22 protein-coding genes and 1 pseudogene are annotated in these 19,738 nt (G+C 65.7%); 15 read left to right on the forward strand and 8 right to left on the reverse strand.

Annotated features, from left to right (window positions below):
• Nucleotides 1-71 precede the first annotated feature (71 nt).
• Nucleotides 72-476 (forward strand): DUF3224 domain-containing protein, encoded by a 405-nt coding sequence (locus BT115_RS05260; protein ID WP_072321438.1) that lies wholly within the window; start codon nt 72-74, stop codon nt 474-476.
• A gap of 9 nt (nt 477-485) precedes the next feature.
• Here BT115_RS05260 and BT115_RS05265 read toward each other — a convergent pair whose 3' ends face one another.
• The gene (locus BT115_RS05265) at nt 486-737 is read right to left on the reverse strand and encodes a GIY-YIG nuclease family protein (protein WP_072321439.1); all 252 of its coding nucleotides are present in this window, start codon (nt 735-737) and stop codon (nt 486-488) included.
• A gap of 52 nt (nt 738-789) precedes the next feature.
• Here BT115_RS05265 and BT115_RS05270 point away from each other — a divergent pair, with 52 nt between their 5' ends.
• Nucleotides 790-1,857 carry an aminotransferase-like domain-containing protein gene (locus BT115_RS05270; RefSeq protein ID WP_072321440.1) on the forward strand — a complete coding sequence of 356 codons (1,068 nt, stop codon included), beginning with the start codon at nt 790-792 and terminating at the stop codon, nt 1,855-1,857.
• Between the two features lies 1 nt (nt 1,858).
• On the opposite strand, the gene BT115_RS05275 is transcribed toward BT115_RS05270, so the two are convergent.
• Nucleotides 1,859-2,689, reverse strand: coding sequence for a tRNA threonylcarbamoyladenosine dehydratase (locus BT115_RS05275; RefSeq protein WP_072321441.1), 831 nt, complete (start codon nt 2,687-2,689; stop codon nt 1,859-1,861).
• Nucleotides 2,690-2,854: 165 nt separating this feature from the next.
• Between BT115_RS05275 and BT115_RS05280 the strand changes: the two genes are divergently transcribed.
• From BT115_RS05280 to cqsA, 3 genes are all read left to right on the forward strand, one after another.
• A complete protein-coding gene (locus BT115_RS05280) occupies nt 2,855-4,156 on the forward strand; it encodes a sensor histidine kinase (RefSeq protein WP_177257382.1) in 1,302 nt (433 codons plus the stop codon).
• Nucleotides 4,156-5,193: a response regulator gene (locus tag BT115_RS05285; RefSeq protein ID WP_072321442.1), complete on the forward strand. Its 1,038-nt coding sequence runs from the start codon at nt 4,156-4,158 to the stop codon at nt 5,191-5,193. Before BT115_RS05280 ends, BT115_RS05285 begins: the two co-directional genes overlap by 1 nt.
• Nucleotides 5,194-5,463: 270 nt before the next feature.
• Nucleotides 5,464-6,729 carry an alpha-hydroxyketone-type quorum-sensing autoinducer synthase gene (gene cqsA / locus BT115_RS05290; RefSeq protein WP_072321443.1) on the forward strand — a complete coding sequence of 422 codons (1,266 nt, stop codon included), beginning with the start codon at nt 5,464-5,466 and terminating at the stop codon, nt 6,727-6,729.
• Between the two features lie 69 nt (nt 6,730-6,798).
• Here the strand turns inward: cqsA and BT115_RS05295 are convergent, their stop codons facing one another.
• The 4 genes from BT115_RS05295 to BT115_RS05310 all read right to left on the reverse strand — a co-directional run bounded on the left by BT115_RS05295 (nt 6,799) and on the right by BT115_RS05310 (nt 9,037).
• Complete coding sequence (locus tag BT115_RS05295; protein ID WP_218184718.1) at nt 6,799-7,104, reverse strand: DUF962 domain-containing protein; 306 nt, start codon at nt 7,102-7,104, stop codon at nt 6,799-6,801.
• 13 nt (nt 7,105-7,117) lie between these two features.
• Nucleotides 7,118-7,984, reverse strand: coding sequence for a pirin family protein (locus BT115_RS05300; protein WP_072321445.1), 867 nt, complete (start codon nt 7,982-7,984; stop codon nt 7,118-7,120).
• A gap of 303 nt (nt 7,985-8,287) precedes the next feature.
• The gene (locus BT115_RS05305) at nt 8,288-8,491 is read right to left on the reverse strand and encodes a transcription antiterminator/RNA stability regulator CspE (RefSeq protein WP_036111837.1); all 204 of its coding nucleotides are present in this window, start codon (nt 8,489-8,491) and stop codon (nt 8,288-8,290) included.
• A 336-nt stretch (nt 8,492-8,827) separates the two neighbouring features.
• On the reverse strand, nt 8,828-9,037 hold the full coding sequence (locus tag BT115_RS05310; protein ID WP_072321446.1) for a cold-shock protein: 210 nt from the start codon (nt 9,035-9,037) through the stop codon (nt 8,828-8,830).
• Between the two features lie 323 nt (nt 9,038-9,360).
• Between BT115_RS05310 and BT115_RS05315 the strand changes: the two genes are divergently transcribed.
• A complete protein-coding gene (locus BT115_RS05315) occupies nt 9,361-9,834 on the forward strand; it encodes a hypothetical protein (protein WP_072321447.1) in 474 nt (157 codons plus the stop codon).
• On the opposite strand, the gene BT115_RS05320 is transcribed toward BT115_RS05315, so the two are convergent.
• The gene (locus BT115_RS05320; RefSeq protein ID WP_255369356.1) at nt 9,835-11,103 is read right to left on the reverse strand and encodes a winged helix-turn-helix domain-containing protein; all 1,269 of its coding nucleotides are present in this window, start codon (nt 11,101-11,103) and stop codon (nt 9,835-9,837) included. It abuts the gene before it with no gap.
• A gap of 115 nt (nt 11,104-11,218) precedes the next feature.
• On the opposite strand from BT115_RS05320, the gene BT115_RS05325 reads away from it, so the two are divergent.
• A complete protein-coding gene (locus tag BT115_RS05325) occupies nt 11,219-11,791 on the forward strand; it encodes an EF-hand domain-containing protein (protein ID WP_072321448.1) in 573 nt (190 codons plus the stop codon).
• A gap of 162 nt (nt 11,792-11,953) precedes the next feature.
• Nucleotides 11,954-13,018, forward strand: coding sequence for a phospholipase A (locus BT115_RS05330; protein WP_072321449.1), 1,065 nt, complete (start codon nt 11,954-11,956; stop codon nt 13,016-13,018).
• A 42-nt stretch (nt 13,019-13,060) separates the two neighbouring features.
• On the opposite strand, the gene BT115_RS05335 is transcribed toward BT115_RS05330, so the two are convergent.
• A complete protein-coding gene (locus BT115_RS05335) occupies nt 13,061-13,543 on the reverse strand; it encodes an FKBP-type peptidyl-prolyl cis-trans isomerase (protein ID WP_072321450.1) in 483 nt (160 codons plus the stop codon).
• A gap of 188 nt (nt 13,544-13,731) precedes the next feature.
• Between BT115_RS05335 and BT115_RS05340 the strand changes: the two genes are divergently transcribed.
• From BT115_RS05340 to yeiP, 7 genes and pseudogenes are all read left to right on the forward strand, one after another.
• Nucleotides 13,732-15,726, forward strand: a complete 1,995-nt coding sequence (locus BT115_RS05340) for an acetyl/propionyl/methylcrotonyl-CoA carboxylase subunit alpha (protein WP_072321451.1) — start codon at nt 13,732-13,734, stop codon at nt 15,724-15,726.
• Nucleotides 15,727-15,739: 13 nt separating this feature from the next.
• Entirely contained in the window at nt 15,740-16,639 is a 900-nt protein-coding gene (locus tag BT115_RS05345; protein WP_072321452.1) for a hydroxymethylglutaryl-CoA lyase, read from the forward strand.
• An 87-nt stretch (nt 16,640-16,726) separates the two neighbouring features.
• A pseudogene (locus BT115_RS18855) lies at nt 16,727-17,212 on the forward strand (GNAT family N-acetyltransferase); the annotation flags it as partial.
• 75 nt (nt 17,213-17,287) lie between these two features.
• On the forward strand, nt 17,288-17,698 hold the full coding sequence (locus BT115_RS18755) for a GNAT family N-acetyltransferase (RefSeq protein WP_255369386.1): 411 nt from the start codon (nt 17,288-17,290) through the stop codon (nt 17,696-17,698).
• Nucleotides 17,695-18,264 carry a GNAT family N-acetyltransferase gene (locus BT115_RS05360; protein WP_072321453.1) on the forward strand — a complete coding sequence of 190 codons (570 nt, stop codon included), beginning with the start codon at nt 17,695-17,697 and terminating at the stop codon, nt 18,262-18,264. Before BT115_RS18755 ends, BT115_RS05360 begins: the two co-directional genes overlap by 4 nt.
• 93 nt (nt 18,265-18,357) lie before the next feature.
• Complete coding sequence (locus tag BT115_RS05365; protein WP_072321454.1) at nt 18,358-19,125, forward strand: SDR family oxidoreductase; 768 nt, start codon at nt 18,358-18,360, stop codon at nt 19,123-19,125.
• A 31-nt stretch (nt 19,126-19,156) separates the two neighbouring features.
• On the forward strand, nt 19,157-19,723 hold the full coding sequence (gene yeiP, locus BT115_RS05370; RefSeq protein ID WP_072321455.1) for an elongation factor P-like protein EfpL: 567 nt from the start codon (nt 19,157-19,159) through the stop codon (nt 19,721-19,723).
• The last annotated feature ends 15 nt before the right edge of the window (nt 19,724-19,738 follow it).

Genomic DNA, 19,738 nt, shown 5'->3' on the forward strand with positions numbered 1-19,738 from the left:
CCTGCATTCATGGCATCGGAGCGTGCGTGTCGCATTCATCCTAAGTCAGTCCAACGCATAGGGGTACCCCAATGTCCGATCACCACGCACACGGTACGTTCGACGTGTCCATCACACCTGCTGGGGCGCCCGACGAGGGCGAGGGTTCCGTGCTCGGTTCGATGGCGCTCGCCAAGGTGTTCCACGGTGAGTGGGAGGGCACCTCCAAGGGCACGATGCTCACCGCATCCAGCAGCGGCACGACCGGTTCCGCCGCCTATGTCGCTGTCGAGCGCTTCACCGGCACCCTCGGTGGCCGGATAGGCAGCTTCGCCCTAGTGCACCGGGGTGTGATGTCCTCCGCGGGCCGTGAGCTCACGATCGGCATCGTTCCCGATTCCGGCACAGGGCAGTTGCAAGGCATCGCAGGCCGCCTGTCGATCGACATCGCCAAGGACGGCACGCACCATTACGACCTCGACTACAGCCTGCCTTAGGAACACGCCCTAGGCGTCGTCGTTAGAAAGCAGCCAGGCGAGTTTCCTGGCTTTCGGCAGGCGCTTTACCTCGTACTCCGCCCGCGAAGCGGCCGAACGGTCGGCGAAAGGGCGCGCACCGAGCAGCCTGACTGGCGGGTTCGCACGCGTGTACCGAGCGCCCTTCCCCGCCACGTGCGCTGCGTAACGCGCGTCGAGATCATTGGTGATCCCGGCGTACCATGCGCCGTTGCGGCATTCGATGAGATAGACGCACCACATGCGCGAAGTCTAGGCCCTGGCAGCGGCCTCGTCGCCCTCCTACAGTGTCGGCATGACGCCCCCCTACGATCTGGCCGTGAATCTGCCGCTGCGAACCGACGTCGCCGCAGCGCTCGGAAACGCCGTTGCCAAGACCGCTATCGCCGTGGAAGACCTCGGCTACCCCGATCCGGCAGGCGCGTTGGCAGTGCGCCGATCCATCGCTGGCTGGCTGCGGCGCGTTGGCGGCCACGGCGCGGTCGACCCGTCACGCATCGCATTGACGCTCGGCGCCCGACAAGCGTTGCGCCTGGCGCTCCTGCAAGCGCGCGCGCCGAACGGCGTGCTGCTTGTGGAAGACCATACCTACCAGGGCGTGCGTGCGCTCGCCGATGCCATGGGGCTGCGCTGCGTGGACGTGGGCATGGACGGCCAGGGCATGCGCCCCGATGCGCTTGCCCTGGCAGCGGAGCGCAACGGTGCCACCGTCGTCTACGTCCAGCCCACGCTGCACAACCCCACGACCGCGACGATGCCGTTGTCCCGGCGCATGGACATCGCTGCCGTGGCGGAAGCGCTCGGACTCACCCTGATCGAAGGCGACGTGTACGGTCCGCTCGCCTGGCATGGCCGCGATGCCGTGCCGCCGTTTGCGGTGCTGGCGCCCGAGCGCACCTTGCACGCGGGCGGTGTGGGCAAGATCCTCGGGCCGGGACTCCGGGTCGGCTGGCTGCTGCATCCCGATGCGCCGACCTGCGCGCTCACCGCCGTCACGATGCAGCGCGAACATGACGGCATACCTACCCTCTGGCCGTCCGTCGTCAGCCGCTGGATGGACGACGGCACGGCAGATGCGCTGTTGGAAACCCTGGCCCTGACGATGGCCGAGCGCAACGCGACGGCACGTCGCATCCTTGGTCCCGAGCTGGTAACCCACGCATCGAGCCTGCATGCCTGGCTGCCTTTCGCCGATCCGGTCGCGGTGGAGGAACGCCTGCTCGCGCACGGCGTACGCATCGCCGCATCGCGCGGATTCGTGTCTGCCGATCGCCAACCCGCGGGCATTCGCCTTGCGCTAGGTGCCGAAGAGGACCCCGCGCGGCTGGAAAAGGCGTTGCGGCTCGTCGCGCAGGTGCTCTGACTCAGCGCTTGGCACTGGCCGCCGTCAGTTTTTCCAGCGCCTTGCCCACGGCAGCGAAGGCAAAGGCACCCGTGACGTGCGTAGCCGCGCCGAGACCGCCACCGCAATCGAGTTTCAAGGCATCGCTGCCCGGCGGCCGCACGCCGCAGACACTGCCGTCTGCCTGCGGGTAGCGCACGTTCTGCAGCGAGTACACCGCGGACACGCCGAAGAACCGATCCGGATTTCGGGGAAAACCGTGCTCCTGGCGGAGCTTCTTCCGGATCATGCTAAGCATGGCGTCGTGCTCGGTGCGCGACAGGTCGCGAACGCGGATCTGCGTGGGGTCGGTGCGCCCGCCCGCCGCACCCACGGTCACCAGCGGTAGCTTGCGCCGCCGGCACCAGACGATGGTCTCGAGCTTCACCTTGAGCGCATCGCAGGCGTCGATCACCACGTCGTAGTGGCGATCGAGCAGCTCGTCGAGCGTGGAGGGCGTGAGGAACCGCTCCACGGCTTCGAGCCTCAAGCTGGGATTGATCGCATGGGCACGCTCGGCGATGACACCGACCTTGGGCTTGCCGTACTGGCCGTCCAGCGCGTGCAACTGGCGATTGGTGTTGGACAGGCAGACATCGTCCCCGTCGATCAGGGTCAGGCGGCCAATGCCGCTGCGAGCGAGGGCCTCAGCGGCCCACGAACCGACGCCACCGACCCCGATGACGCAGACATGGGCCTCGCCGAGGCGGTCCAGGCTGCCACGCCCATAGAGGCGTTCGATACCGGCGAAACGTTCGGCCTGTGCCGTGCTCACGGAATGCTCTGGAGGAAAAGGGTCCGCCGATTGTCTCATATCGACGGAACGCGACCGTGGGCTATGCTGGCGGCATCCGCACACCCGGGCCTCCGCGTGTCTTCCGACCTTTTCACGTCCACGTTATCGCCCATGTCCACCAGCCCGGACAAACCGGCTCGAACCAGCGCTGCCCTCCGCCTGCGGCTCTGGCTGCTACGGGTAATGTCGCGCTTCGAAAACACGATGTTCCTGCGCACGCGCTATTCGCAGCCGAAGATGGTCGCGATCGGGGTGGTGGGCAGCTTCTGCCTGGCCGTGTATTACCCGGTCTGGGCCTACCTCTTCCCGCAGCCCTACGAAAACCTGCCGATGCGGCTGCTGTGCAGCGCCACCTTCATTCCGCTCGCCCTGCTGCCTTGGTGGCCGCGCAGCCTGCGCGCGCACCTGCCCACCTATTGGTATTTCGCCATGACGGTGGCGATGCCGTTCTTCGTCGGCTACATGACCCTGCGCAACGCCACGCCGGCATGGCTGATGACGCACCTTGCCTGCGTCATGCTGCTCATGATGCTGTTCGATATCGCGAGCTTCCTCGTGGTCTTCACCATCGGCAGCATGCTCGCAGGACTCGTGTTCGCCCTGTCCCCGGAAGCCCACCTGCAGACGCGGACGATGCTGGAATACATCCCGCTCCTGCTGTTCGCGATGGTCGGCGGGGCCACCTGCACGGTCTCGGCGAACATGGCGGAACAGTCGCGCATCGATGCCCTGACGGCTGCGTCGAACAACATCGCCCACGAGCTGCGCACCCCCCTGGGCTCGTTGCGTATCGCCGCGCGGGCGGTAGCGCGGTTCATGCCCGACCTCATTCGCAGTCATCGTCTGGCCGAGCGCGAGGGGCTTCCCGTGCCGGACATGCGAGCACAGAACCTGCATGCGCTGGAGCGCAGCATCGGCGTGATGGAGCGCGAGGTGACCTACGCGAACACCATCATCGACATGCTCCTGCTTTCGGCACGACCGATCGGCGAGGTACCCCTGACGACGCTGGGGGCGCGCGAGTGCGTCGAGCAGGCGCTTCGACGGTTCCCCTACGGCTCCCGGGCCGAGCGCGACCGCATCACCCTCTCACCCACGGGCGACTTCACCTTGCTGGGCGAAGAGGCACTGGTCGTCCACGTGGTGTTCAATCTCCTGCGCAACGCTCTGTTCCATACCGACCGGGCCGGCAAGGGTGAGATCCAAATCTTCATCGAACCCGACGAAATCGCCAACCGCATCCGCATCTACGACACCGGCCCCGGCATCCCGCCCGACGTCGTCCCGCGCATCTTCAACCGTTTCTATTCCTATGGAAGCGACAGCGCGGGGGCCGGCACGGTCACTGGCCTCGGCATAGGGCTCGCTTTTTGTCACGCGGCGATGGAGCATATGGGCGGTGGCATCGCATGCCGTACCAATCTGGGCGAATTCACCGAGTTCACCCTCTCCTTCCCGCATCCGGAGACCGGGGACCGGCAGTGATGACGTTGAACTCTCAGGGCGATATCCAGCCCTTCCATTTCCCGACCACGACCGTACTCGTCGACGACCACGAGGAGTACCTGGAGGTCGTGCCGCTGCTGCTCGACCCGATGATGCGCGTGCGCACCTTCAGTTCGCCGCGCAGTGCGCTGGCCACGCTGGGCAACAACGGTAGCCGTCCCGTGCCCGGCGGCGGCTGGCTGTATCGCTGGAAGGACCGCCCCTCCGAGACCCAGGAACTGGTCGCGCTGGACATTGATTCCATCCACCGCGTCGTATACGACCCGGAGCGCTTCGCGGAGATCTCGGTGGTCGTGGTGGATCAGGCGATGCCCGAAATGGACGGCATCACCTTCTGCAAGCGCTTGCCGAATCCGCATATTGGCAAGATTCTTCTCACGGGCCGCGCCGATGACGCGACGGCCATCGACGCCTTCAACTCCGGCGTGATCGATCGTTTCATCCGCAAGAACGACCCTGCGGCGATCGAAAAGCTGCAGACCGCCATCGCCGAGCTGCAGCATCGCTACTTCGAGCGCGCCAGCGCCTTCGTGGCGGAAACCCTCGCCCTGGGCAACTTCCGCTTCCTTCGCGATCCTGCCTTCCGCGAGGTGCTGCAAGGGGTCACGGCCACCTTCCAGCCGGTGGAATGCTACGTGCACTGCAACCCTACTGGTCTTCTGCTGGTCGACGCCTGGGGCATCGGGCGGTTCCTGCTGGTCCAGACCGACGAAGACCTGCGCACGCACTATGAAATTGCGGCAGATCTCGGTGCGCCAACCGCCGTTCTCGAAGCGTTGAAGCGCGGTTCCGCCCTGCCCTGGTTCAATTCGCGCGACGGGTTCTATCACAAGGGCGTGATCGATCCGGAATCGCAATTGCATCCCGCTACGGCGGTGTCGGGCGAACAGTGGTACTACTACGCACTGATCGACGAGGTGCAGCGCTTCCGCCTGCAACACGTCAAGTCGTACCGTGCATGGCTGCGCGAACAGGACCTGAGCCTCGCCGCGGACAGCCGTTCGCGGTTCCTCTAGACGACCGGCGCCTCCCGCGCCAACGGCAGCAGCACCTTTCCGACCGTCGCCACGCAGCGCGGTCGGTCGTCTGGAAATCGTCTCGTTCGGACCCTACGGTCCGTCATACGTCTCTCTGGTAATGGCCTGAGGCGCGGCGCCCTTCACAGGGCTTCCGGTAAACGCCTCTTCCTGTGATTTCGCGCCTGCCTGGGCGAGGCCGGCGCGTGCCTGTTCGCTTTCTGGTGGCAGGTATGGACTTCGCCCGCCCTCAACCAGAGAGAGAATCCCATGGAAAACGTTTCCATCCTCCACCCGATCGCCAAGGCGCCGGCACTTCCGGATTTCGTTGCACGCAGGGTCGATCGATTTCACAACGAACGCATCGCCATCGATTGGGGTGGCCGTCACATTTTGCGCGGGCGGCAGCCGGGACCCGACGCCCTCATGCTCCAAAGCAACGACTATCTCGCCATCGCGGGGCACCCGGAGATCGTGGAGGCCCAGCGTGACGCCCTCGCGGAAGGGGGCCTCGGCATGATGATGTCCGCTCTCTTCCAGCAAGACGACGGGCAGCCGTTGCACCGTGTGGAAGCGGAGCTGGCACGCGCGGTCGGCAGCGAGGACGGCATCCTCGCGCAATCGGGCTTCGCCGCCAACGTGGGCTTGATCCAATCCATCGCGGCTGAACGCGTGCCCGTGTACATCGACGTGCTGGCGCACGCCTCGCTGTGGGAGGGCATCCGCAGCGCGGGGGCAAAGGCCGTGTCGGTGCTGCACAACGACCCGGCGCACCTGGAGCGCCAGGTACTGCGCAACGGCCCCGGAGTGATCGTCGTCGATGCCGTGTACAGCACCAACGGAAGCGTGGCCCCGCTGGTCGACATCGCGGACATCGCCCAGGCGCAAGGCTGCGTGCTCGTGGTGGACGAGTCCCACTCGCTCGGTACGCACGGTTCGCGTGGGGAGGGGCTGGTGGCCAGCATGGGCCTCAACGACCGCGTGCATTTCATCACGGCCAGCCTGGCCAAGGCGTACTGCTCACGGGCAGGCTTCATCGCGTGCACGACCCGCTTCAAGGACTACTTCGGCTGCGAAGCCTTGCCCGCGATCTTCAGTTCCTCGTTGCTGCCGCACGAGTTGGCTGGGCTGTCGGCGTCGCATCGGGTCATCCAGACCGAGGGTTGGCGGCGGCAGCGCCTGCGCCAGGTCACGCGCTACGTGCGCGAGGAACTCACGACGCTTGGTTATCCGATCGGCGACGGTACCGAACAGATCGTGGCGTTCGAAGCTGGCCAGGAAATCCTGACCGGGCACGTGCGCGACGTGATGGAACGGCACGGCGTGTTCGGGTCCGTATTCAGCGCACCCGCAACGACGGTCAATCGATCACTCCTACGCCTCACTCTCAACGCAGGCATGAGCGACGATGATGTCGAGCGCCTGATCAGTGTGTGCCGGACCGCACGAAGCGAGCTGCAACTGGACGCGTGGAGCGCGACGCGCCGTTCCAGGAGGGACGCGGAGCGCGCACTCGCAACGGCGGAAGTGGCGTGAGCCAGACGGCCGGCGACCCAGGGATGCTCTGAACAAGTTCTCACAAGCGCAAACTTGTTCGGAGCATCCCTAGCGCAGCGACACCCGACCACGCAGGATGTCGGCGAACATCACCCAATCGCCCATCAGGCTGTAAACGGGATAGCGAAACGTCGCCGGCCGATTCTTCTCGAAGACGAAGTGACCGACCCAGGCAAAGCCATAGCCGCCCACCAACGCAAGCACGAGCCACAGAAACTGTCCGGTCGAGACGAGCATGGCGATCGCGAAGAGCACGACCCAGCTGCCGACGAAATGCAATCGCCTGCAACGCGGGTCGGCGTGCTCGCCAAGGTAGTACGGATAGAACTCGCGAAAGCTGGCGAAACGTTCCACGTCGACCTCCCGCTCACTCCGGCAAGGGAATCCGCTCGTATTCATCGCCCGGAACGAGCGGGAACCGGCCCGCCGCCCAATCCGCCTTTGCGGCGTCGATGAGATTCTGGGAGCTGGCGACGAAATTCCACCACAGATGTCGCTCGCCATCGAGTGGCGCGCCACCGAACAGCATGATCAGCGAGGGTTCCTTCGCTTCGAGCTCCGGGGGTGCGCCGTCATGCGCCACCGCCATGTCCAGGGCGCCCAGCTCCACGTCGCCAAACCGCGCGGCACCCTTCACCACATACGCGCCCCATTCGGCGTGCTGCTCGGGCATCGGGAGACGCGCGCCGGCTTCGAGGCGTGCCTCGACGAAGAACATGGGGGCAAACACGCGAACGGGCGACGTCGCACCGAACGCCTCACCTGCGATCACCACGAGCCGGGCGCCGTCGCGTTCCACCTTTGGCAGCTCGGCCGCAGGATGGTGGTGAAACTCCGGCTCGATGCGCTCATGCGAGGCAGGCAAAGCCACCCAGACCTGGATGCCGTGCAGGGTCTCGTGATCGTGCCGCGCTTCGGGCGGCGTGCGCTCGGAATGGACGATGCCGCGCCCGGCGGTCATCCAGTTGACGTCGCCAGGGTGGATGTCCACGGCGCTGCCGAGGCTGTCGCGGTGGCGAATCACTCCATCGAACAGCCAGGTGACGGTCGCCAGACCGATATGCGGGTGCGGACGGACGTCGAGGCCGGCGTCATCGTCGAAGGCCACGGGGCCCATCTGATCGAAGAAAACGAAGGGGCCGACGTGGCGGGCCTTCAGGTGCGGCAGCATGCGTCGAACGACGAAACCGCCGCCCAGGTCACGCGTCTTGCCGTCGATAGAAATGGCGGTCATGGCGGGCCTCGATAGTGAAGCACAAAGCCTACCCGACTGTCGGAGGTACGTCTTGACGGTTCGTCCGCTGGCGCGGGACTGCTCGGGAAGGAAGCGCTGCCGGCATACCACTCAATGCCTGGATAGAAGCAGCAGGTCCCTCGCCGCCATGGCGGCTCTCACAAGACCGACCGAGCGCGCACCGGAAAGAGAGACGACTTGCGCGCCTCGATTCGGCTGCTCATAAAAACTCCTCCGACGCGTAGCGCCAGAGGAGCCAGGTTTAATCGGGCCGGCCGCCCGTAGGCAGCCGACCTGAATAAATCACTTCGGGACGACGTTGTCCGCCTGCGGACCCTTCTGTCCCTGGGTCACGGTGTATTCCACCTTCTGACCTTCGGCAAGCGACTTGAAGCCGTTGCCCTGGATCGAACGGAAATGCACGAACACGTCCGGACCGCCTTCATCCTGAGTGATGAAGCCAAAGCCCTTAGCGTCGTTGAACCACTTCACAGTACCAGTTGCCATCACACACACCTCTATCCAACACACGAAAACCCGGCTCGCGAGCCGGCGACTTACTGAGCATGCAGGACCGGGGTGAGGCGATGGAGCGCTAGAACTGCTCGCTTACATCGGGTCACTCGCGTGACCGCGCAGACACAGTAGGTCCGATGATAACCACATTTGCCCAAAGTTCTGTAGGGGAAATCTTACATAGGTCGATTTTTTGACGCGGATCACGCGAAATCATGCGCAGAAACGGCGATTTGCCGCAGCCGCGCCACGAATCGTCCAAAACGATGGGCAAAAAAAGGCCGGGCGTCGCCGCCCGGCCTTCTTCGACAAAGTCAGTTCGGCCGATTAGAGCGGCTGAACTTCCTCAGCCTGCAGACCCTTCTGGCCATTCACGACCTTGAACGAGACCTTCTGGCCTTCGGCAAGCGACTTGAAGCCATTGCCCTGAATCGCGCGGAAGTGAACGAACACGTCCGGGCCATTTTCACGGGAGATAAAGCCGAAGCCCTTGGCGTCATTGAACCACTTGACGGCGCCGATTTCACGATCCGACATAGAAACACTCCAAAACTATTTACGAATGAAACCAGCAGCTTGGAATAAGCCGCTGCATTACTGGTGTGCAAGGAAACGCGAGGAGCGAAGCGATGTTGCGGATACGTGATCAGCTGCATCGGGTCAACGTAACTCTATGACCCCGGCAAACACAGTCCGAGAACTATACGCGTCAATTCATTAAATAGCGATGGCACGGCAAGTCGCCTGGAACCTCGCTGACATCGATTTCACCCCCGGTGGGCTCATCCTTGCGCCGCGTCGCATCGCCGATGCGACTTTGGCTACCATCCGTTCCACGCTCGCCAAGGGGACCGACGTCCATGAACCAAACCACCATCCGCCTCGTTCCGCTTCTTATCGGCGCGCTGGCGCTCGCCGCCTGCTCCGACCATAAGACCAAGCCCGCCCCGGAGCCCACGCGCACCGTGAGCTCGAGCTCGACGAGCACGACGACGGGTTCGACCAAGCCGCGCACGGCGACGACGTCCACGACGACCACCAAGAGCACTCGCTCCGCCGCCGCTCAGGGGGCCTTGCCCGAGAGCACCGGCATCGCCTCGTGCGACGAGTACCTCGCCAGTTACAAGAGCTGCCACCTCGCCGCGGGCATCTACGCTCGTGACCAGATCGACAGCCGCTACGACATGATGCGCACGAGCCTGCTGCGCCAGTCGCAGGATCCGGACATGCGCGATCAGCTCGGCAACCGCTGCACCTCGCTGGCTACCCAGTTGAAGGAAGCGCTGCACGGCAAGTCCTGCGCGGACGTGCCGGCACCGGCTTCCACGCGCTGATCAACGCGCCAGGTGCTTTGTGACGAGTGCGGCCAGCGACCTCGGCTGGCTTCGCTCGATCACTGCGCGCGGCGTGCCATGCCACGCCGCGCATTCGCCGATGGCTTCGGCGATCCCTTCGACCAGAGCCGGCGACGCGGCCACACCGGCCTCCAACCATAATCCGAGCACCTGGAACAGGCCCGTCTGTCGATGCGCCTTCGCGTCCAGCCGCCCCACCAGGCGGCCGCGATGCAGGATGGGCAATACGTAGTAGCCGTAGGTGCGCTTCGCTGCCGGCGTGTAGCACTCGATCGTGTACTCGAAACCGAACAGATCCAGCGCGCGGGCGCGATCCCACACGACCGGATCGAACGGCGAGAGCAGCGTGGTGCGGGTCGCGCGCAGGGCATTTCGCTGCGCGTCCCGCAGCAGGTCTGCATGGGAACGATGGACGTACCCCGGAACGTCCCAACCTTCGACGGACACACGGAGCAACCTGCCGTCGGCCACCATCGGCGCCAGCTCGGCGTCCGTGACCCTTGGCCGCAGCCGGAAATAATCCGCTACCCAGCGGGCTTTCGCGATGCCCAGGGCGCGCACGCTCTCGGCGATGAAATGCTGGCGCACCGTCGCTTCGTCGAGAATCTCGGCCGGAGGCTGCTCCGGCCAGCGCGCGATCACACGTTCCGCAAGGTCGTACACACGCTGGAAGCGGTCCCGGCGCGCGACCATCAATCGCCCGAGCGCGAACCACGCCTCGAGCCAGCGCTTCTCCGGTTTCCAGCCCCACCACCCCTTCGTGGCCGGCCCCTCGCGTTCGAAGTCGGCGGCACGGAGCGGCCCCTCGAGACGGATGCGCTGGAGCAGTGCGTCCATGTCGCCGCGAGCCTCGGCGTGTATGCGCTCGGCGCTTTTATGCGCCCAGTGACTGGCACGGCCCGCCCGATAATCGCGGTGATAGCGGAATTCCGACGCAGGGACGAAACAGGCCTCGTGTGCCCAGCATTCGGCGATGACACCCTCGGTCAGCAGTTCGTCGAGCCATTCGTTGCGGTAGGCACCCAGACGCGAGAACAGCGTCATGTAAGGGCTGCGCGCCACGACGTTGATTGTGTCGATCTGCAACAGCCCCATGCGCGCGATCGTCGTGCCAACGTCCGCCTTGCGCGCCTTGCGGGTGCCGCGCTTCAAGAGGCCCTGCGCAGCGAGATGCAGCAGTTGTGCCGCCCGTGCGCCGAGACGAAGCACGTCGTCCGTGCAGGGCGTGTCGGATACGCGTGACGGCACGGTAGAAGCCTTATTCCAGTTGGGGCGCCATTAAATCGCTACTTGGTAGCGTCGGCAACGATGTCGCCGCGATCGCGTGTGCGACGCCACCACCACCTTGAAAGGAGGCCTTTCGATGAAGAAGAAAGTAAGCGCCATCGCCATGGGTGCTTCGCTGCTGCTTGCCGGCGCGGCGTTCGCGCAAGATGTCCCCGCCTCGCGCCAGGTTCCGCCTCCGCCGCCGGGTGAAGCCACCCCGCCGCCGCCCCCGCCGCCTGGCGCGGTACCGCCTCCGCCGCCGCCCCCGGCCGGCGCTATGCCACCGGCCACGACGCAAGCCCCGGATCCGAACATGCCGCCTCCGGCGGCCGACGCACCGCCTCCGCCGCCCCCGCCGGGTGAACCCGCGAGCATGGCACCGCCGCCGCCCCCGCCGCCGGCAGGTGAAGCAGGCTCGTCGGGCGCCACCGTGGCTACACCGCAGGGTCAGGTTACGGTGAACAGCGGTCCTGCCCCGGCCAAGCCGGCTGGTCCCGCCCCTGATTTCGCGACGCTCGCCGGTAAGAAGAGCTACATCACGGAGTCGGAGGCGTCTGCCTATCCGCTGCTCGCCAACGATTTCCAGTACGCGGACGCAAACCGCGATGGAAAAATCTCCAAGAGCGAATACCAGCGCTGGGTCGCCAAGTCCGGTGCTGCTGGACAGTAAGCGTCGTTAAGCGCAGCAGGTGTACACGGAGGGACGCCACCATGGCGTCCCTCTGCCTTTGTACCGCGTCCTTACCGCGCCGCTGCACGTTCTTCACACATGTGAGGCCGTTACACTCCCCGCCTTGCCGGAACAGCCCGGTTAGCAGGGAGTTACACGAGAATGAAGTCCTACCGCGCCCCCAGCGTTGTCGCGCTGGCGTGCCTGCAAGCGGGCGCCGTCTACGCGCAAAACCCCAGTCCGCTGGACATCCGCGCGTGCGCGGGTATCGAAACCGATTCGCAACGGCTGCTTTGCTACGACAAGGCAGTGGGGCGTGACCGGTTACCGCAGGCGGCGAAAAAGCAGGATCCGGACGCGAACTCGGTGAGCGTCGATCTGGCGACACGCGACTCTCGTGACGTGGCCCGCCCGCTCTCCCTGCTCGACAGCCGCTGGGAACTGTCGCCCGAGTCGAAGCTCGGCACCTTCAACCTGCGCGGCTACAAGCCCACGTACGCCTTGCCGGTGTTCGCGACCACCAAGCAGAACACCACGCCGCACAGTCCGGCTCCCGACCATACGGTCACCACGCCGCAGGAGCTGGACAACGTCGAATCCAAGTTCCAGATCAGCCTGAAGACCAAGGTCGCGGAAAACCTCTTCGGCGACAACGGCGACGTCTGGGTGGGCTATACCCAGTCCTCGCGCTGGCAGGTCTACAACAAGGAGAACTCGCGCCCGTTCCGCGAGACGAACTACGAGCCCGAGGCCATGCTGGTGTTCAACACCCACTACGAGATTCTCGGGTGGACGGGACGACTGGCCGGGATCGGCATCAATCATCAGTCCAATGGCCGCGCCGATCCGCTGTCACGCAGCTGGAATCGGGTGATCGCCGATGTCGGACTGGAACGCGAAGGCTGGACCATCATGCTTCGTCCCTGGTGGCGCATCCCTGAAGGCGCCCGTGACGACGACAATCCGGACATCAAGGATTACATGGGCCGGGGCGAGATTCAGGTCGTGCACGAAGTGGGGCGGCAGGAATTCGCCCTTACGGCGCGTCACTCGTTCCGCGGCGGCGACCGCTCGCATGGCTCGCTGCGCGGCACCTGGAGCTTCCCGCTGGCAGGCAACCTGCGCGGTTACCTGGAAGTCTTCAACGGCTATGGCGAAAGCCTGATCGACTACAACCACCGGGCCTCCTATCTGGGCCTCGGCGTCTCGTTGCTGGATTGGTACTGAAACGACGGGGAGCCGCTGCCGCGGCTCCCCGTCAGACCGCGATCAGTGGTGGTGACCACCTTCGCCATGCACGTGACCGTGCGACAGTTCTTCGTCGGTGGCCTCGCGTACGCCGGTGATCTCGACAGCGAAATGCAGCGTCTGCCCGGCGAGCGGATGGTTGCCATCGACGGTGACGTTGTCGCCCTCGATCTTGCTGATCGTGACGTTGATGGCGCCCTGGTCGTTGCGGCCCTGGAACTGCATGCCCGGCTGGAGATCCTCTACACCCTGGAACGCCGCACGCGGCACGACCTGCACCAGCTCCGGATGACGGGGGCCGTAGCCTTCCTCGGGCACGACGTCGACCTTGAACTGGTCGCCGACCGAGCGGCCTTCGAGCGCCTTTTCCAGACCCGGCACGATGTGGCCTTCGCCATGGATATAGGCAAGCGGTTCACGGCCATCGGAGCTGTCGATGACGTTGCCCTGCCCGTCGGTGAGCGTGTAATGGAAGGAAACGGCGTGGCGATTGGCGATCTGCATGGGATTCTCGCTGTGGGAGGGGTGAAGGAAGACGATGGACGCCCTCCCGGACCCCCAAGGCTAGGCGACCCGTTCCCGTACTGCAAATCACAACGCCTTCGCGATGCTGCGGCGCAACCCGCCGCGCGCCCGCAATCTGCTAGTTTTCCCGCTTTTCCCCCTCCATCATTCGACCTCGCCGGAGCCGCATGTTCGACTGCATTCTGATCGCCAACCGTGGCGAGATCGCCTGCCGCGTGATCCGGACCTGCCGCCGACTGGGCATCCGCACCGTCGCCGTGTATTCCACTGCCGACGCCGATGCGCAACACGTCCGCCTTGCCGACGAGGCGTACCCGATCGGCGGCCCGCGTCCCGCGGAATCGTATCTGCGTGGCGACGCCATCATCGAGGTGGCGAAACGCAGCGGTGCCCAGGCGATCCACCCGGGCTACGGTTTTCTTTCCGAGAACACGGACTTCGCCCGTGCCTGCGCGGCCGCTGGCATCGTCTTCATCGGGCCGCGGCCGGAAAGCATCGATGCGATGGGCTCCAAGGCCGCGGCCAAGGCGCTCATGTCGCAGCACGCCGTGCCATTGGTGCCGGGCTACCACGGCGAAGACCAGGATCCCGCGCGGCTCGCGGACGAAGCCGGGCGCACCGGCTTCCCGCTCATGATCAAGGCCGCTGCGGGCGGTGGTGGCAAGGGCATGCGCATCGTGCGCAACGCCGCGGCTTTCGCTGAAGCGCTCGCTTCCGCGCAACGCGAGGCTGCCAATGCCTTCGGCGACACCCGCGTGATCCTGGAACGCTACGTCGAGCACCCTCGCCATATCGAGTTCCAGGTCTTCGGCGATACCCACGGCAACATCATTCACTTGAACGAGCGCGAGTGCTCCGCGCAGCGCCGCTACCAGAAGGTGCTGGAAGAGACGCCCTCGCCGTTCCTCGACGACGAACGCCGCGCACGCATGGGTGCCGCCGCCGTGGCCGCGGCGCGTGCCGTGGACTACGTGGGCGCCGGCACGGTCGAGTTCATCGTGGGTCAGGACGGCGAGTTCTTCTTCATGGAGATGAACACGCGATTGCAGGTCGAGCATCCGGTCACCGAGGAAACCTTGGGGCTGGACCTCGTCGAATGGCAGCTCCGTGTCGCCTCGGGCGAACCACTGCCGCTGACCCAGGACGCCATACACGCCGTCGGCCATGCGATCGAGGTGCGGCTCTACGCCGAAGATCCCGAAGCGAATTTCCTTCCGGGCTCCGGACGCCTCAGCGCGCTAGCCCTGCCCCCCGTTTCCCGCCACGTGCGACTGGATGGCGGCGTCGTTGCCGGCGATACGGTCACCATCTTCTACGACCCCATGATCGCGAAGCTGATCGTGCACGATCGCGATCGCACGCAAGCGCTGGAGCGTCTGCGCGAAGCGTTGGCGCAGACCGAGATCGTCGGTCCGAAATCGAACGTGGCGTTTCTCGAGCGCCTGGTACGCCATCCGGTGGTGGTCGAAGGTCGCATCGATACGGGCTACCTCGACCGCCACCTCGAGGAATTCCTGGTCGGCGACGCCGCGCCCGGCGATGCCGACTACGCCGCCGCGGCCACCGCACTGCTGCTGGCCGACGAGTCGTCGCCCCACGTCGTCGAGGCCGATCCGTATTCGCCCTGGTCGGCTGCCGACGCATGGCGCCTTGGGCATCACGGCAAGCGCGTGGTCGCGCTGACCGAGAATGGCCGTCGCCACGAAGTGGATGCACACGGTCACGCCGGCCACTACGTGCTGCACCACGAAGGGCACGCATGCACCGTCACCGGGGCGCGCTTCGCCGATGGCGTGCTTTCTGCGCGCTTCGACGATCGGGCACGCCGCGTGCCGCTCGTGCTGCACGGAGACCGGGTGCGTCTGCACGACGAGCACGGCCGCCGCTGGACGTTCGAGCGCTCGCCCGCCTATGCCTGGGCCAGCGAAGCAGCCGGCGGGGCGCGACAGCTCGCTGCACCCATGCCCGGGCGCATCGTTCTGGTGCGTGCCCAGCCCGGCGACGTGGTGGAGGAAGGGCAGGAACTGCTGGTCATGGAAGCCATGAAGATGGAACTGGCCTTGAAGGCACCGCGTGCCGGCACTATCGAGTCGATATCCGCTACCCAAGGCGACTTCGTCGAGGCGGATGCCATCCTCGTCCGCTTCGCCGAAACGACCTGACCTGCGAGTTGCCATGAACGCTTCCCATCACGTACGCATCGTCGAGGTCGGCCCTCGCGACGGACTGCAGAACGAGAAGACGCTGCTGCCCGCATCGGTGAAGATCGAGCTGATCGATCGCCTCTCGGCGACCGGCCTTGCCACCATCGAGGCCACCAGCTTCGTCAGCCCGAAGTGGGTGCCGCAGCTTGCGGATGCGGCCGAGGTCTTTCGTGCAATCCACAAGGCGCCGGGTGTGAGCTATCCCGTGCTCGTGCCGAACCTGCAAGGCTACGAACGCGCGCGCGAGGTGGGCGCGTCCGAAGTGGCGGTGTTCACGGCGGCGTCGGAAGCGTTCAACCGCGCCAACATCAACGCCAGCATCGACGAGTCCATCGACCGCTTCCTACCGGTGCTGGAACGGGCACGCGCGGATGGCGTCGCGGTGCGCGGCTACGTATCCACTGTGCTGGGATGCCCCTACCAGGGTGAGGTCGCCGTCGCAGACGTCGTCCGCGTGGCGCGTCGGCTGCACGACCTCGGCTGCCATGAAATCTCGCTGGGCGACACGATCGGCGTCGGCACGCCCGTCAAGGCGCGTGCGATGCTGCGTGCCGTGGCCGACGAGGTGCCGATGGGCGCCCTGGCCGTGCATTTTCACGACACCTACGGGCAGGCGCTGGCGAACATCCTGGCATGCCTTGAAGAAGGCGTACGCGTGATCGATAGCGCGGTATCCGGTACCGGCGGCTGCCCTTATGCCAAGGGCGCCACGGGCAACGTGGCAAGCGAGGACGTGGTGTACATGCTGCACGGCATGGGCATGAAGACCGGCGTGGATCTCGATCGTCTGGTGGAGACCGGCGCATGGCTTGCCGCGCGCCTGGGCACCACCACGGCCAGTCGCGTGACGCGCGCCCGCACGGCGGCCTGACCGCCGGCTACGACACACGACCCGCACAGCGCAGGCAACGTGCGGCGCGGGCTTCTTTGCCGTTGGCAGACGTGGCAGCATCCGACCATGCCTGCCGACTTTCTCATTCGCCCCATCGAGCCGCGCGACGATGCCGACATCGCCGCGGTGATCCGCCAGGTCATGCCCGAGTTCGGTGCCGACGGGCCTGGCTTCGCCATTCACGACACCGAAGTCGCGACCATGTCGACCGCCTACACGCGTCCCCGCACCGCGTATTTCGTCGTCGAGATGGACGGCCGCGCCGTGGGCGGCGGCGGTATCGCACCGCTGGAAGGCGGCGACGACGACACCTGCGAGCTGCGCAAGATGTATTTCCTGCCCGAGGCACGCGGTACCGGCGCCGCCTCGCAGCTCATGCGTCGCTGCCTCGACGCCGCCCGCCGCGCGGGATTCTCGCGTTGTTACCTCGAAACACTCACCGGCATGGACGCGGCGCAGGCGCTTTATGTGCGTCATGGCTTCACCCGCATCGACGCGCCGATGGGCGGCACCGGCCACTTCGGTTGCAACCGCTTCTACGTGCGCAGCCTCAACGACGGCGACCTGCTCGTTGCCCCCAAGCCGCCGTCGCTGGTGTTCGCCATCGACGATCCCGGTCGCGACGACGTGCTGCCTCTGATCGAGCAGCTGCATGGATACCTGTCCGAACTCGACAGGCATCTCCCGCCGCCGTCGGTAGGTGTTGAAAGCCTGCGCCAGCCGCATACGACCTTCATGACCGCACGTGTAGATGGCCTGCCGCTGGCATGCGGCGCCAGCGTCGATCACGGCGACTACGTGGAACTGAAATACATGTACGTCTTGCCCGCCTGTCGAGGCATGGGCCTGGGCAAGCAGATGCTCGAAGCGCTCGAACAACAGGCGCGTTCGGCGGGCGGCACGATGGTGAAGCTGGAAACCGGTACGGCGCAGACGGAATCGATCGAGCTGTACGAACGCGCCGGTTACAGACGCTGCCGCGCCTTCGGCGAACATCGCCAGCAACCGGGTAGCATCTTCATGGAGAAGCCGCTGTGATCCGTGTCGCCACGGTGTCCGACGCCGCCGCCTGCCACGCCATCTATGCGCCGGTCGTCGGGACCAGCGCGATCACCTTCGAGACCGCGCCGCCGGGCGACGACGCCATGGTAGAACGCATCCGGGCCCGACTGGCGAACCATCCGTGGCTGGTGTGGGAAGAACAAGGCATCGTGTTGGCCTACGCGTATGCCGGCCGCTTCCGCGAACGGGCCGCGTACGACTGGGTCGCGGAGACCTCGATCTACGTGCATGAAAACGCGCGCCGCCGCGGCATCGCCCGCCGGCTGTACGGTGCCCTGCTCGACACGATGGCGATGCAGGGCATCAACCAGGCCGTCGGCGTCATCACCCTGCCCGGAGACGCCAGCGTGGCGATGCACGAAGCCATGGGGTTCGCACCGGCCGGTGTGTGGCCGAAGGCGGGTTACAAACTCGGCCAGTGGTGGGACGTCGGCGTCTGGAGCCGGTTTCTTTCCGAGCCGGCCAACCCGCCGTCCCCGGTCGTCCCCTTCGCCCAGTTGATCGGCACGCCGAATCTGGACGCGCTGCTGGCGCGCAGCTGACCCGAGCACGGTCATCGCGGCGCTGCGGAAAGCATCGCTACCCGCCCTCCGCTAAGATGCGCTTCTTTGCCATTCGCACACAGCGGAGTCTTCATGCAGCTCGAAGAAGTCAGGGCCGTCGTCACCGGCGGTGCCTCCGGACTCGGTTATGCCGTCGCGCAACGCCTCGTCGCCGCGGGCGCCAAGGTGGCGCTGTTCGACGTGAACGAGGAGAAGGGCCAGGCCGCGGCAGCAACGCTCGGCGCGAACGCGTCGTTCCAGCGCACGGACGTCACGTCCGAGGACGGCGTGGCCGCCAACGTCGCCGCCGCACGCGACGCGATGGGCGGTCTCAACGTGGTGGTGAATTGCGCCGGCATCCTCGGTGCCGGGCGCGTGCTCGGCAAGGAGGGCCCCATGCCGCTGTCGACGTTCGCCACGACCGTGATGGTGAACCTCGTCGGCAGCTTCAATGTCGCCAAGGCCGCTGCTCAACTGATGCAGGCCAATCCGACCGGTGAAGACGGCGAGCGCGGCGCGATCGTGAACACGGCTTCCGTCGCCGCCTACGAAGGCCAGATCGGCCAGGCCGCGTATTCCGCCTCGAAGGGCGGGGTGGTCGGCATGACCCTGCCGATGGCGCGCGAGCTGGCTCGCTTCGGTATTCGCGTCAACACGATCGCTCCGGGCATTTTCTGGACACCGATGGTCGATGGCATGCCCGCGCAGGTGCAGGAATCGCTGTCGGCGTCGATCCCGTTTCCGTCGCGCCTCGGCAAGCCCGAGGAATTCGCCGAGACCGTGGCGTTCATCCTCGCCAATCGTTACATCAACGGCGAAACGATCCGTCTCGACGGCGCCGTGCGCCTCGCCCCGAAGTAATCCCCCTCAACGACATCGAAGTCGAACCGACATGAAAGCATCCGACATCAAGAAAGGTAACGTCGTGGAACACGACGGTACCGTGTACCAGGTCCGCGACATCGAGCGCAGCGCTCCGACCGCGCGCGGCGGCAATGTGACCTTCCGCTTCACCCTCTATTCGATTCCCGGCAGCCGCAAGTACGACCTCAGCCTCCGTGCGGACGACGATCTGAAGGAAGTCGAGCTGACCCGTCGCCAGGCGAAGTTCTCGTACATGGATGGCGACGCTTTCGTCTTCATGGACGACGAGGACTACACCCAGTACACCCTCGGCCCCGAGGTGATCGGCGACAACGCGGGTTACGTCGTCGAGGACATGGAAGGCTACTACGTGCAGGTGATCGACGATGCACCGGTGGGCCTGCAGGTACCGACGTCCGTCGTGCTCACGGTGACCGACACGGCCCCCGAACTGAAGGGCGCCAGCGCCACGAAGCGGACCAAGCCGGCCACCTTGCAGACCGGCATCGAAGTGCAGGTGCCCGAGTACATCACCACGGGCGAGAAAGTGACCGTGAACACGCTGACCGGCGAATTCGCGGGCCGCGCATCGTAACCGTTAGGACGGAGG

Source organism: Luteibacter sp. UNCMF366Tsu5.1, assembly GCF_900119235.1.
Lineage (GTDB): Bacteria > Pseudomonadota > Gammaproteobacteria > Xanthomonadales > Rhodanobacteraceae > Luteibacter > Luteibacter flocculans.